The sequence below is a fragment of the Bradyrhizobium zhengyangense genome, from assembly GCF_022012555.1.
GTDB lineage: Bacteria > Pseudomonadota > Alphaproteobacteria > Rhizobiales > Xanthobacteraceae > Bradyrhizobium > Bradyrhizobium zhengyangense.
Genome location: NZ_JAKLTZ010000014.1, coordinates 45,359 through 58,169 on the forward strand (window position 1 = coordinate 45,359; position 12,811 = coordinate 58,169).

Here is a 12,811-nt window from a genome sequence, read left to right on the forward strand (position 1 = left end):
CGGGGCAGATTTGCAAGACCCGTCTCATCGTCGCGAGACGGCGTCTCAGCGGTGAGACGAGGATACGATTCGAAATGACCGAACCCGCTTATGTCGCGGTGGACTGGGGCACCAGCAGTTTCCGGCTCTGGCTGGTCGATCGCACCGGTAAAGTGCTGGCCGAGCGCCGCAGCGATGAAGGCATGCTGGCGGCGGCCAAGGCCGGCTTCCCCGGCGTGCTGCAAGCCCATCTTGCTGCCGTCAGCGCGCCCGATCATCCGCCGGTCCTGGTCTGCGGCATGGCGGGCGCCAAGACTGGCTGGGTCGAGGCCGGCTATGTCGACACGCCGGCGCCGCTCTCGGCGATCCTGAAGCAGGCCGCCCGCGTGCCAGGCGAGGCGCGCGACATCCGCATCCTGCCCGGCATCGCGCAGCGCGACACCAAGGCGCCCGACGTGATGCGCGGCGAGGAGACGCAATTGCTCGGCGCGCTCGGTCTCGATGCCGCTGGCGAGGCGAAGGTCTGCATGCCCGGCACCCATTCCAAATGGGTGCGGGTCAAGGACGGCACTGTTGCGCATTTCTCGACCTTCATGACCGGCGAACTCTTCAGCGTCGTCTCGCGCGAGACGATTTTGTCGCTCGCGGTCGCCGGCGCAAACGAGGCCGAGGATGCCGCGAGCTTCAAGTCGGCGGTGAAAGCCGCATTCGAGGCGCCAGCTTTCGCCGCCAATCTTCTGTTCACTGCGCGATCGCGGCAGCTGCTGTTCGGCGGCACGCCGGCTGCGGCGCGCGAGACATTGTCGGGCACACTGATCGGCGTAGAGCTCGCGGCGGGCCTCTCCGGTAGCGTGCCGAAAACCGGCATCACGTTGATTGCATCGGGGCGGCTCGCGGCGCTGTACCGGCAGGCATTCGATGCGCTGGCGGTTACCGTGAACCCGATCGATGCCGATGAAGCGGTGCGCCGCGGCCTGTCGATGGCGGCAGCTGCGATCTGGACGCAGTAGAAGGATCCTTGAGATGAGCGTTCCCTTTCCGCCGATGAAGCGCCCCCTGGTCGCGATCCTGCGCGGCGTCAAGCCGGAGGAGACCGAAGCGATCGTCAGTGTGCTGATCGAGGGCGGCATGACCGCGATCGAGATTCCCCTGAACTCGCCGGATCCGTTCCGCTCGATCGGCCTTGCAGCAAAGCTCGCGCCTTCAGGCGTGCTGATCGGCGCCGGCACGGTGCTGACCACTGCAGAAGTCGATCGTCTCAATGACGTCGGCGGCAAGCTGATGGTCTCGCCGAATGTGGATACGCAGGTGCTCGCGCGTGCACATCAGTATGCGATGGTGACGCTGCCGGGCGTGTTCTCGCCGACCGAGGCGCTGCTCGCCGCGCGCTCCGGCGCATCGGGCCTGAAGTTCTTTCCGGCAAGCGTGCTCGGCGCCTCCGGCATCGCCGCAATCCGCGCCATCCTGCCGGCCGGTGTAATGATCGCTGCCGTCGGCGGCGTCTCCGACCAGAATTTTGCGGAGTACATCAAGGGCGGCGTGACGGCGTTCGGGCTCGGCTCCAGCCTCTACAAGCCTGGCATGTCGGCCGCCGATGTCGCCGCGCGCGCAAAGGCGACGATCGAGGCCTACGATCGGGCGATTGCGAAAGACTGACGCGGCAATAAACAAGCCGTGATGCCGTCACGCTCGTGCGTTGTCCTATCTTGCTGCTATAGCGAGATCAGGAGTCCGACATGGCGATCAACAACATAGCCGATCTGTTCGTGGCAACGCTCGAACAGGCCGGCGTCAAGCGCATCTATGGCATTGTCGGCGACAGTCTGAACGGTTTCACCGAGGCGCTGCGCCGCCGCGGCACCATCGAATGGATCCACGTCCGCCACGAAGAGGTCGCGGCGTTCGCGGCCGCCGGCGAAGCCGAGATGACCGGCAGCCTTGCGGTCTGCGCGGGCTCCTGCGGCCCGGGCAATCTGCATCTGATCAACGGCCTGTTCGACGCGCATCGCAGCCGCGTGCCGGTGTTGGCGATCGCCGCGCAAATCCCCTCGGCCGAGATCGGCGGCGGCTATTTTCAGGAAACCCATCCGCAGAACCTGTTTCGCGAATGCAGCCATTATTGCGAGCTGATCTCCGATGCGAGTCAGCTGCCTTTCGTGCTGGAAAATGCGATCCGCGCGGCCGTGGGCTTGCGCGGCGTTGCCGTCGTCGCGATGCCCGGCGATGTCGCGTTCCGCTCGCCGCCGAAGCGCGCACTGTCGACCAATCGCGGGTTGTCGCTCGCGGCACCCAAGGTCGTTCCTCAAGCCGATGAGCTGAAGGCGCTCGCCGACCTGTTGAATAGCTCGGAGCGCATTACCCTGTTCTGCGGCCGCGGCTGTGCCGGCGCGCATGCGCCCTTGATGCAACTCGCAGAGATCTTGAAGAGCCCGATCGTGCACGCACTCGGCGGCAAGGAGCATGTCGAATACGACAATCCCTATGACGTCGGCATGACCGGCTTCATCGGCTTCTCCTCGGGCTACGCCGCCATGCACGCCTGCGACGCGCTGGTGATGCTGGGCACCGACTTTCCCTACAAGCAGTTCTTCCCCATTGATGCGAAGATCGTGCAGATCGACATCCGTCCGGAAAATCTGGGCCGGCGTGCCAAGATCGATCTTGGCCTCGTCGGCGACGTCAAGCTCACCATCGAGGCGCTGTTGCCGCTGCTCGAGGCCAAGACGCAGCGCAGGCATCTCGACGACGCCGTCGCGCATTACAAGAAGGCCCGCGAAGGCCTCGACTCCCTCGCCAAGGGCACGCCCGGAGCCAAGCCGATCCATCCGCAATATCTGGCAAGGGTCATCAGCGACCACGCCTCCGAGGATGCCGTCTTCACGGCCGATGTCGGCACGCCGACGGTGTGGGCGGCGCGCTATCTCGCCATGAACGGTCGCCGCCGGCTGATCGGCTCCTTCGTGCACGGCTCGATGGCCAATGCCATGCCGCAGGCGATCGGCGCGCAGGCCGCGCAACCCGGCCGTCAGGTGATCTCGCTGTCGGGCGACGGCGGCTTCACCATGCTGATGGGCGACCTGATCACGCTGACGCAGATGAAGCTGCCGGTGAAGATCGTCGTCTTCAACAACGGCGTGCTCGGATTCGTCGCGCTGGAGATGAAGGCCGCCGGCTTCGTCGACACCAATGTCGATCTGGAGAATCCAGACTTCGCCGCGATGGCGCGCGCGATGGGCATCTTTGCGAGGCGCGTCGAGGACCCCGGCGAGCTCCCGGGCGCGATGAAGGAGATGCTGGCCCACGACGGCCCGGCGCTGCTCGACGTCGTCACCGCCAAGCAGGAGCTGTCGATGCCGCCGACCATCACGGCCGAACAGGTCAAGGGCTTTAGCCTGTGGGTGCTGCGCGCGGTGATGAGCGGCCGCGGCGACGAGGTGATCGACCTCGCGAAGACGAACTTGCTGTCGCGCTAACTCCGCTTCACCGACGGCGCGGGCAGCTGCTCATGGCGGCGCTGGAAGCGCTGCCAGTGCAGCACGAGGCCGATGATGGCAGCCGGCACGAAGCCGAGCAGCAGAAGCCAGAGCGGCAATTCCTTCGGCGAGATGAAGGCGATGGCGATGTCAGAGATCAGCCAGAGCGCAGCGAACATCACCGCAAAATCCGTGCGCGGGCAGCGCAGGTAGTAGAACACGGCGGTGATGACAATTGCGGGCGCGATCGCAACCGCGATCATGACTGCCGTCAGTTCCTTCGGCGTCACCGCGTCGAGCACCATCGAGGCCAGCAGCCAGATGGCGGCGAACATGGCGATGATGTCGATCGGATGCCGCAAGCGAATACCTCTCGATGGAACGCGCTATGGTGGGGCCCCAACCTTCGACGTCGAGCCCGGTCCGTCAAGTAAAATACGCCTATTCCTCGTCGCTTCCCGGCGTCGGACGCAGCATGAAATGACCGAAGGCGGACGCGATCGGCTTGGCGGGATCGTCCTGCCAGGCCCGCGCCTCGAAGGCAACGATACGCCTTCCCTGTTTTACGATCGAGACATTGGCGATCGTGTCCAGCGCCCGACCGGAGCGTAAGTAGTTGATAGTGAGTCCGATTGGCTTGGGCAGCGTCGCGATCCCGAGCTCGCGCCGAACGCCAAAAATCGCCGTGGTCTCGAGGAACGCGCCAGTCATGCCGCCGTGGATCGCGGGTAGGATCGGGTTGCCGATGATTTGCGGCGAGAACGGCATTATCAGCGTGCCGTCATCGTTGACACGAATGCCGAGGGCGCGTGCGAACGGACTGCGCGCGAACGGACCCTCCGGATCATCAGGCGCTTCCAGCGTCGGGATGCTGCGTGTGTCCATCCGGCGATCAGCCAGCATGTTGGTGCGGTTGGCACCGATCATGAAGCAGCCGGTCGCGGTCGCCACCGGATCGTCCTCTGACTCCTGGTATGCGGTGGAGCGCACGAAGGCGATCGAGCGCGTGGTGCGGTAGCAGACTGAATGCGCCTTGATGGCAAGCCCGGGCGTCGCCGGCTTCTGGTAGTCGATGCGCAAATCGAGCGTTGCGATCGCGCTGCTGCCGTCAAGCGCAAGCTGCACGGCCATGCCGCAGCTCTCGTCCAGCATCGCGGTGACGACGCCGCCATGCAGCACACCGGTTTCGGTGTCGCCGACGAAGACAGGGCGGTAGGGCAGGCTTGACCAGGCCTCAGCAGGCGCGAACCGGTCGAGCTGGAGCCCGCTGATATGGCCGTAATCGGAACGGCGGCCCTTGATGGCCTCGGCGAGTTCCTCGAACGGAAGCGTAGCGGCTGATGTAGACATGGAGATGTTCTAGACCAGTCGGGCGCCGCGCAAAACCCCGCTTGCGCCGCTGCGCGGCAGGTTTGGCCTCGACAGGGCCCGCTGAAGCAACGATGGTGGGCATCCGTTCCCTGCCCGCGAGGAGTACCCCATGGCCGATCCCGAAACACCCGCCGCCAACCAGGGGCCCGTCACCATTTCCACTTCGAGCTCGGAACGGGCGCCGATCATCTATTTCGACGGCGCATCCTGCTTCGGCCATCACAACGGCGCGATCCAGATCGAGCTGGCCGCAAATCTCCTGATGCCCATCGGTGCCGCCGTCAGGGTCGACGTGGTCCAGACCGCGCACCTACGCTGCAGCCCGGCCGCGGCACTCGCCTTGCGCGAAGCGCTCGACAAGGCGCTTGCGATGCTCAAGCTCGGCCAGCAGCAACCGGACGAGGCGATCCCGACGGTGAAGAACTGAGCAGGAACTGAGATTGACAGTCATCCGGCTTTGAGTCACTTTTCGTGCAGGTTGATACGACCTGCCGGTTGCACCCTCCGTGGTACGGTGAATGTATCGAGCCATCATCGGCCCCCTTTGCCCGAGCGACCGGGTCAGCAACGCAACCACCTGACACACCTGGATCGCTCATGCAGAGGAAGAACCGATGCGCGATTTTCGCGATGCCAAGGCTATGGCGCAGACCTTGCGCGAATCCCTGACCACCAAGGCCGTCACCATCAGTCACAGCGAAAGCCTCGAACTGGTGTCGCGGATGCTCGGCATTGCCGACTGGAATACGTTGTCGGCGCTGCTCCACGCGGAGCGGGGTGATCTGTCGGCGCCGCCTGCGAAGCTCAAGACGACAACGGCGTACTATCCAGCCGTTCCGCTCCGCGATCTCGTTCCGTTTCCGAACGCGACTTATCCCATGTTTGTGGGTCGCGAGAGCACCATCCAGGCTCTGAACCAGGCGTTTGAGGGCGGACGTGAGGTCGTGCTGGCGATCCAACGCGAGGCGGGTGTCGATGATCCCCGATTTGCCGATGTCTACGAGATCGGTGTTCTGGCCCAGCTGCTCGAACTCGAACCGCTTGGCGATGGTACGTTCAGAGTGCTGACTCGGGGACTTCGGCGTGTTGCGATAGGCAGCTTTGCCGTTGAAGCGGCTGCCTATCGGGCTGAGGCGGCGGACGTCAGCGAGGCAGCGGTTCGCGATGCCCGGGATCTGATCCGAAGCATCTATCAGCGTTTTCAGGACTACACGGCGGCGCACGGAATATTGGTGCCGGATATCTGGCTGTTCTTTGACCAAACCCGTGATCCCGGGCAGATCGCGGATATCGTCGCGACGCGAATGAAGTTGCCCATCAAGGACAAATACCAGCTTCTGGCGACGCTCGATCCCATGAAGCGGCTCGAGCGGATCGAGGCGTTACTCGACCTGCCGCAGCGCCCGGTTTCGGCAAGTTACATGGCCACGAAACGAAAGGCGCTCGAGTACGCTGATCGGCGTCGCCATCAATACGCGACGCTCGAGCATCTGCTGCTCGCCCTGACCGATGATGCGGACGCCTCCGCCGTGATGCGCGCCTGCGAGGCCGATCTTGGCAAGCTGAGACAAAGCCTGACGCAGTATCTCGACAACGAGCTCAAGCACATCGTGACCGAGGGCGGAAGCGCCGTGCCTACGCCGGCGTTCGAGCGCGTCGAGCAGCGCGCCGCGCTTCACGCCCAGGAAGTCGGCGATCCCGCAGTGACCGGCGTCAATGCCCTCGTCGCTCTCTTTCCGGAGACGCGAAGCCCTGCGGCTCGCATGCTCGCCGAACAGGGCGTGTCGCGCTTTCGCGTAGACAAAGCCATTGTACGAAATGCCGCCAAGGACAAAGGCTAGCGCGCGCGGCGGCGGCTTACGCCTTGGTCACATGCACCGACGGCGTCTTGCCGCCGTTCCACTTGCCGTCCAGCGCGCGCTCGATCTGGGCGGCGAGTTGCAGCAGCAGGCCGTCATTGGCCTGCTTGGCGATGGCCTGGATGCCGAGCGGCAGGCCGTGGTCCTGGGCGGCCATCGGCAGCGAGATCGCCGGCATGCCGCAGAGATTGCCGAGCGGCGTGAAGGCGAAGAAGCGCCAGAGATTGTCGAACCAGTCGAGCACGTCAGGATTGTCGGAGAGGGTGAGATATTGCTTCGTGCCCACTTTCGGCGTCGGCAGCGCCGTGATCGGCGTCAGGATCACGTCCCACTGCTCGAAGAAGCTGCCGAAGCCGCGCGAGGTCGTGTTGAACACGGCCTGCATCTTCGCACGGTCGGCGAAGCTGGTATGAAGCCCGGCTTCCCAGATCCGGATGTTCATGGGCTCGATCAGATCTTCCGGCGGGCGCTCCAGCCCGCGCGCGGCGAGCATGTTGGAGATCACGACCGAGAAATTCGAGATGTAGCAGGTGGTCTGCGCGGCGAAGGCGGCGCGGAAATCGAGTTCGGGCAGTGCGTAATCGACGTGATGGCCGAGGCCTTCCAGGAAGCGACCAGTCTTCTCCAGCTCGGCGGCGATCTCCGGCGTCGCGGTGTAATCGCCCCAGGTGTGCGACAGCGCGATCCGCAGCTTCGATGGATCGCGCTTGATCATCTCGCTGTAAGGCTGCGCTGTGGTCCAGAACGGCATGAACTCGCCCGGCGCAGGCCCGCGGGCATGATCGACGAAAGCCGCTGTATCGCGCACCGAGCGCGACTGGCAGCCCTGGATCGAAACGAGACCGGTGAGATCGGACATGTGCGGCGCCAGCGAGAACACGCCGCGCGAGACTTTCAGACCGATATTGCCGTTGACGCCGGCGGGAATGCGGATCGAGCCGCCGCCGTCGGTTGCGTGCGCGATCGGCACCACGCCGGCCGCCACCATCGCGGCGCTGCCCGCCGACGAACCGCAGGTGGTGTAATCGGTATTCCAGGGATTGCGCGTGACGTAGACAGCCGGATTGTCGGCCGAAGAGCACACCCCGAACTCCGGCGTCGTCGTGCGCCCGATCAGATTGAGTCCTGCCTGGCGGAATTTCCCGGTCAGGAATGTGTCGGCCGCGGCGCGATTGCCGCGCATCAACAGCGAGCCCATCTCCTGCAGCCGGCCCTTCATGGTCGGCCCGAGATCCTTCATCAGGAAGGGCAGGCCGGCGAAGGGCCCCGCGAGATTGGCGCCGTCCTTGGCGGGGTCGGCGATCGCGTCATCGAACAGCTCGACCACGCCCGACAGCGTCGGATTGACCTTGGCGACGGCGGCCGCGGCCTGCCGTGCCAATTCCTTTGCCGTCAGCTCACCCTTGCGGACGCGTGCCGCAAGGCCGACGCCATCGTGCTGCGCCCATTCGTTCCAGCTCATCGGCAAAGTCATGAAGTCAAAATCCCCTTGGATAGCGGCGCCACCTTTTTCGCAAGGACCCGCGTGAATCAACTGAGCCGGCGCGAGGGGCAGGGTTGCGCCGGGCGGAGGGGTTGCCTCTCAATCGGAGAGCCGCGCGATCACCGCAACCGGGCCGCCGCCGGCGGGGCCCTGGTGCTCGGCGCCGCCGGAGACGTAGACCGCGCCGGTAGCCGCAAGGCCGGCGATCAGTCCGCCGACCGCCGCGCGGGCGTGGCGTGTCGAGCTGATGTCGGTGTCCTCGAGCATTGTGTGGCGGAGGCCGCGCACGGTGCCGTCAGGCGAAGCCTCGGCCTTGGCGAGCACGTTGACGAGCTCGCGGCCGGCTTTTGCCGGCGCGCCAAGTCCGACACTAAGTCCGACGCTATTCAGCGCTTCTGTCACGGCAGCAGCATCGATCGCATCGCTCATCACGGCATGGCCGATCTCGAATTCGCTCGCTGATGCCCCCGAATTGCCGAGCACGATGACGACGTTGTGCATCAGCTCGATCCCTGACGAGGTCGAGGCCACCTTCGAGAACAGATCGTAGCGCCGCAGCACGTCCTCGTCGCGGACGTCCGCGGCGATCTCGCCGAGCGCGACTGCAACGCCGAGCGCGGAAGCGCCGCGCGAATAGGCCATCGAGCTGTAGGCGCTGATCGTCGCCGTCTTGTGGCCGCGCGCGGCGGCCGCCTCGACACGCTCACTGGTGAGCAGCGGGCACTTGATCTGGACGAAATGGACATCCGAAGCATCGCTGATGCCGGCATCTTCCATCGCGGCCTTCACCGCTTTGGCGGTCTCGGTGATCTGGGCGGAGCGGCCGAGCTCTTCGGGCAGGAAATCCCGGGTTTGCGCCATGCCGATGCTCAGGCGCTTGCCTGACATGTTTGCCGGGCGCTCCGCCTCGCGGCGCGTGAATACCGTGATGTGTGGGCTGAGCACGCCCTCGGTCCCGCCGGACATCACGAAGGCGATGCGTTGCTCGACCGCGTGCGGCGTCAGGCCCAGCTTCGGCGCCAGCGCCGCGCAAAGCGCGGCGACGGCATATTCCCGGGTGAAATCGTTGACGCCGCCATTGCCCTCGGTCTTGCCGAGGATGGCGAGAATGGAGGCGGGATCAATCGCGCCTGAGCCGATCAGGCTCATGAGGCCGGAGACGTCGCCGGGACCCTTGGTGGCGATCTTGAAAACGCCGACCGACGTGGTGCGCATGGATGGTCCTCGTGGGCAGTTCGGTGGTCCGGCGCGCCCAACAGCCGTGGAAGCGGGGTGGATGTCAATCCCTGATGTTGTCCTGGCGAAAGCCATGTCCAATGCATAGAGGTCGAACACATAGATCATGTTGTTTTGGTCTCATGCCCCGGACGCAGTGCAGCGCCCCTTCGGCGGTGCGCAGCAACGCAAGAGCGTTGCAGCGTGTCCGGGACACGAGCGCCAATACCCGCGACACCCCCATGATTGTGGCGAGATCGCATCGGTCTGGCAAAAAATCCTCTGTCGACGGTTGCGCGCCGCACCTTGATGAATCAACCTTGGTTGGTCCATAAGCGGCGTCCCGCGGCCCGATTTCGGTTTGCGTCGCGTGCATGGATGGAGAGGAAATCTCGCGTGGCAAATATCAACCAGAAAATTGCGCAGGAGCTTGGGGTACGGGCGGAGCAGGTCGAGGCGGCGGTGACGCTGCTCGACGGCGGCGCCACGGTTCCCTTCATCGCGCGCTACCGCAAGGAAGCGACCGGTGCGCTCGACGACGCGCAATTGCGCACCCTGGAGGAGCGCCTGGTTTACCTGCGCGAGCTCGAAGACCGCCGCAAGGCCATCCTCGAATCGGTCCGCGAGCAGGGCAAGCTCGATGCCGCGCTGGAAGCCTCGATCATGGCCGCCGACAGCAAGGCGCGCCTCGAAGACATTTATCTGCCGTTCAAGCCGAAGCGCCGCACCAAGGCGGAGATCGCTAAGGAAGCCGGCCTCGAGCCGCTCGCCAACCAGCTGATGGCGGAGCCCGCCAATGATCCCAGGATCGTCGCCGAAGCCTTCATCAATGCCGAGAAGGGCGTTGCCGATGCCGTGGCTGCGCTCGATGGCGCCCGCGCCATCCTGGTCGAACGCTTCGATGAAGACGCCGATTTGATCGGTGCCTTGCGTGAGGAGATGTGGACCAATGCGCGCATGGCCTCCAAGGTGCGCGACGGCAAGAAGACCGAGGGCGAAAAATTCGCCGACTATTTCGACTTCTCCGAGCCGCTGACGAAACTGCCGTCGCATCGCATCCTCGCGATGTTCCGCGGCGAGAAGGAAGAGATCCTCGATCTCCAGATCCAGGCCGAGGAAGCGCCGCCCGCCGGCGTTCCGGGCGCCTACGAGCTGAAGATCATGAAGCGGTTCGGCATCGCCGACCTCAAGCGCGCTGGCGACCGCTGGTTGATCGACACGGTGCGCTGGGCTTGGCGCACCAAGATCCAGGTGCACCTCAATATCGACCTGCGTATGCGGCTGTGGAACGCGGCCGAGACTGAAGCCGTGCGCGTGTTCGCCTCGAACCTGCGCGACCTGCTGCTGGCCGCGCCCGCCGGCACCCGCGCCACCATGGGCCTCGATCCCGGGTACCGCACCGGCGTCAAGGTCGCCGTGACAGATGCGACCGGCAAGGTGGTCGATACCGCCGTGATCTATCCACACGAGCCGCAGCGGCAGTGGAACGAGTCGCTCGCGATCCTGGGCAAGCTTGCGATCAAGCATCGCGTCGAGTTGATCGCGATCGGCAACGGCACCGCCTCGCGCGAGACCGACAAGCTCGCGGGCGAGCTGGTCAAGGGCCTCGCCGAGCTGAAGATGTCGAAGATCGTGGTGTCGGAAGCCGGCGCCTCGGTCTATTCCGCCTCGGCCTTCGCCTCGGAGGAGTTGCCCGGCCTCGACGTCACCCTGCGCGGTGCGGTCTCGATCGCCCGCCGGCTGCAGGATCCGCTCGCCGAGCTCGTCAAGATCGAACCCAAGGCGATCGGCGTCGGCCAGTATCAGCACGATCTCGGTCAGGCCAAGCTGGCCAAATCACTCGATGCCGTGGTCGAAGACTGCGTGAACGCGGTTGGCGTCGACGTCAACACGGCCTCCGCGCCGCTGCTCGCGCGCGTGTCGGGCGTCGGCTCGGGCCTCGCGCAAAGCATCGTGGCCCATCGCGATGCCAACGGACCGTTCAAGTCGCGCAAAGCTTTGAAGGAAGTGCCGCGGCTTGGGCCGAAGGCGTTCGAGCAGTGCGCAGGCTTTTTGCGCATCCTCGGCGGCGAAGACCCGCTCGATGCCTCCGGCGTCCATCCGGAAGCCTATCCGGTGGTGCGTCGCATCCTTGCAGCGACCAAGAGCGACATCAAGGCGCTGATCGGCTCGAGCGAGATCGTGCGTACGCTGAAGCCGAAGGATTTCGTCGACGAGACCTTTGGTCTGCCGACCGTCACCGACATCTTGAAGGAATTGGAAAAGCCCGGCCGCGATCCGCGTCCGGCATTCAAGGCCGCGGTGTTCAAGGAGGGCGTCGAGGAGATCAAGCATCTCCAGAAGGGCATGATCCTGGAGGGTACCGTGACCAATGTCGCGGCCTTCGGCGCCTTCGTCGACATCGGCGTGCACCAGGACGGCCTCGTTCACATCTCGGCGATGTCGAAGAACTTCATCAAGGATCCGCGCGAGGTGGTGAAGCCCGGCGACATCGTCAAGGTCAAGGTGTTGGACTTCGAGGTCGCCCGCAAGCGCATCTCGCTGACCCTGCGCCTTGACGACGAGGTCGGCGCCAAGAAGGACGCCCCCGGCATGCAGCGCGACAACGGCGCGCGCAATCCGGCGCGTATGACCTCCTCGGCCCCGCGCAAGCAAGAATCCTCCGACGGTGGCGGCGCGCTCGCCGAGGCGATGCGCCGCGCCGCGGAGAAGAATAACGGCAAGCGGGCGTAACTCCTTAACCTCTCCCCGCTCTTTGCGGGGAGAGGGCATGCATCCTGACTTCGGCGTCAGAATCTGGCGCCTTTGTAAGTTGAAGGAGCCTGTCGCTTCCTTTCATCTGAGCATCCTTGTGCGGCGCGGTCACCGCCGCACTGCAAGGAGGATGCTTCGATGAACAACAGGATTCTCAAAGGCCTCACTGCGGCGGCGATCGCCGCAGCGATGGCACTGGCTTCACCGGTGCTGGCCCGAGGCGGCGGCGGAGGCGGCGGTCACGGCGGCTTCGGTGGTGGTGGTGGCCACTTCACTGGCGGCGGCATGCACGCCGGCGGCTTCGGCGGCATGCATGTCGGCGGCATGGGCGGTGCGCACTTCGCCCATGTTGGTGGACCGGGCTTCGGCGGGGCTCGCTTTGCCCATGTCGGCGGACCTGGCTTCGGTGGCGTGCGCTTTGCGCATGCGGCGATCGGGCCGCGCTTCGTCGGCGGCGGCTGGCATGGGCGGCCCTTCATCGGCCGTCACGCCTTCTTCCACCATCACCATTTCCGCCGTTTCGCCGTGTTCGGCGCGCCCTATTACTATTCAAATTATTACGACGACGGCTGTTGGCGCAGGAATTGGACGCCCTATGGGTGGCAATGGGTCAATGTGTGCGGGGACAATTGGTACTAGCATCGCCGGACCGCACCATTGTCGCGATCGCCACCGGG

Annotated in this window: 11 protein-coding genes; 7 read left to right on the forward strand and 4 right to left on the reverse strand. The window is 65.0% G+C overall.

Going from position 1 to position 12,811, the window contains the following annotated elements:
* Positions 1-74 precede the first annotated feature (74 nt).
* The 3 genes from L6639_RS34020 to poxB all read left to right on the forward strand — a co-directional run bounded on the left by L6639_RS34020 (position 75) and on the right by poxB (position 3,452).
* The gene (locus L6639_RS34020; protein ID WP_237865981.1) at positions 75-989 is read left to right on the forward strand and encodes a 2-dehydro-3-deoxygalactonokinase; all 915 of its coding nucleotides are present in this window, start codon (positions 75-77) and stop codon (positions 987-989) included.
* Positions 990-1,002: 13 nt separating this feature from the next.
* Positions 1,003-1,635 (forward strand): 2-dehydro-3-deoxy-6-phosphogalactonate aldolase, encoded by a 633-nt coding sequence (locus L6639_RS34025; RefSeq protein ID WP_237865982.1) that lies wholly within the window; start codon positions 1,003-1,005, stop codon positions 1,633-1,635.
* Between the two features lie 80 nt (positions 1,636-1,715).
* On the forward strand, positions 1,716-3,452 hold the full coding sequence (gene poxB, locus L6639_RS34030) for a ubiquinone-dependent pyruvate dehydrogenase (protein WP_237865983.1): 1,737 nt from the start codon (positions 1,716-1,718) through the stop codon (positions 3,450-3,452).
* On the opposite strand, the gene L6639_RS34035 is transcribed toward poxB, so the two are convergent.
* Together L6639_RS34035 and L6639_RS34040 are read right to left on the reverse strand one after the other, a co-directional pair.
* Positions 3,449-3,814 (reverse strand): hypothetical protein, encoded by a 366-nt coding sequence (locus L6639_RS34035; protein ID WP_237865984.1) that lies wholly within the window; start codon positions 3,812-3,814, stop codon positions 3,449-3,451. The genes poxB and L6639_RS34035 overlap by 4 nt on opposite strands.
* A 79-nt stretch (positions 3,815-3,893) precedes the next feature.
* Positions 3,894-4,802, reverse strand: coding sequence for a PaaI family thioesterase (locus tag L6639_RS34040; protein ID WP_237865985.1), 909 nt, complete (start codon positions 4,800-4,802; stop codon positions 3,894-3,896).
* Positions 4,803-4,932: 130 nt separating this feature from the next.
* On the opposite strand from L6639_RS34040, the gene L6639_RS34045 reads away from it, so the two are divergent.
* Both L6639_RS34045 and L6639_RS34050 read left to right on the forward strand, forming a co-directional pair.
* Positions 4,933-5,250, forward strand: a complete 318-nt coding sequence (locus L6639_RS34045) for a hypothetical protein (RefSeq protein ID WP_237865986.1) — start codon at positions 4,933-4,935, stop codon at positions 5,248-5,250.
* Positions 5,251-5,437: 187 nt separating this feature from the next.
* Complete coding sequence (locus tag L6639_RS34050) at positions 5,438-6,664, forward strand: LON peptidase substrate-binding domain-containing protein (RefSeq protein ID WP_271607379.1); 1,227 nt, start codon at positions 5,438-5,440, stop codon at positions 6,662-6,664.
* 16 nt (positions 6,665-6,680) lie between these two features.
* Here L6639_RS34050 and L6639_RS34055 read toward each other — a convergent pair whose 3' ends face one another.
* The gene (locus tag L6639_RS34055; RefSeq protein WP_237865987.1) at positions 6,681-8,156 is read right to left on the reverse strand and encodes an amidase; all 1,476 of its coding nucleotides are present in this window, start codon (positions 8,154-8,156) and stop codon (positions 6,681-6,683) included.
* 108 nt (positions 8,157-8,264) lie between these two features.
* A complete protein-coding gene (atzD, locus tag L6639_RS34060; RefSeq protein WP_237865988.1) occupies positions 8,265-9,380 on the reverse strand; it encodes a cyanuric acid amidohydrolase in 1,116 nt (371 codons plus the stop codon).
* Positions 9,381-9,776: 396 nt separating this feature from the next.
* Between atzD and L6639_RS34065 the strand changes: the two genes are divergently transcribed.
* Both L6639_RS34065 and L6639_RS34070 read left to right on the forward strand, forming a co-directional pair.
* On the forward strand, positions 9,777-12,113 hold the full coding sequence (locus L6639_RS34065) for a Tex family protein (RefSeq protein ID WP_271607377.1): 2,337 nt from the start codon (positions 9,777-9,779) through the stop codon (positions 12,111-12,113).
* A 159-nt stretch (positions 12,114-12,272) separates the two neighbouring features.
* On the forward strand, positions 12,273-12,773 hold the full coding sequence (locus tag L6639_RS34070) for a hypothetical protein (protein WP_237865990.1): 501 nt from the start codon (positions 12,273-12,275) through the stop codon (positions 12,771-12,773).
* The last annotated feature ends 38 nt before the right edge of the window (positions 12,774-12,811 follow it).

Bases quoted from the DNA above. Each gene is read 5' to 3' on its own strand.
- L6639_RS34020 (WP_237865981.1), top strand. From the start codon at position 75: ATGACCGAACCCGCTTATGTCGCGGTGGACTGGGGCACCAGCAGTTTC.
- L6639_RS34025 (WP_237865982.1), top strand. From the start codon at position 1,003: ATGAGCGTTCCCTTTCCGCCGATGAAGCGCCCCCTGGTCGCGATCCTG.
- poxB (WP_237865983.1), top strand. From the start codon at position 1,716: ATGGCGATCAACAACATAGCCGATCTGTTCGTGGCAACGCTCGAACAG.
- L6639_RS34040 (WP_237865985.1), bottom strand. From the start codon at position 4,802: ATGTCTACATCAGCCGCTACGCTTCCGTTCGAGGAACTCGCCGAGGCC.
- L6639_RS34045 (WP_237865986.1), top strand. From the start codon at position 4,933: ATGGCCGATCCCGAAACACCCGCCGCCAACCAGGGGCCCGTCACCATT.
- L6639_RS34050 (WP_271607379.1), top strand. From the start codon at position 5,438: ATGCGCGATTTTCGCGATGCCAAGGCTATGGCGCAGACCTTGCGCGAA.
- L6639_RS34055 (WP_237865987.1), bottom strand. From the start codon at position 8,156: ATGACTTTGCCGATGAGCTGGAACGAATGGGCGCAGCACGATGGCGTC.
- atzD (WP_237865988.1), bottom strand. From the start codon at position 9,380: ATGCGCACCACGTCGGTCGGCGTTTTCAAGATCGCCACCAAGGGTCCC.
- L6639_RS34070 (WP_237865990.1), top strand. From the start codon at position 12,273: ATGAACAACAGGATTCTCAAAGGCCTCACTGCGGCGGCGATCGCCGCA.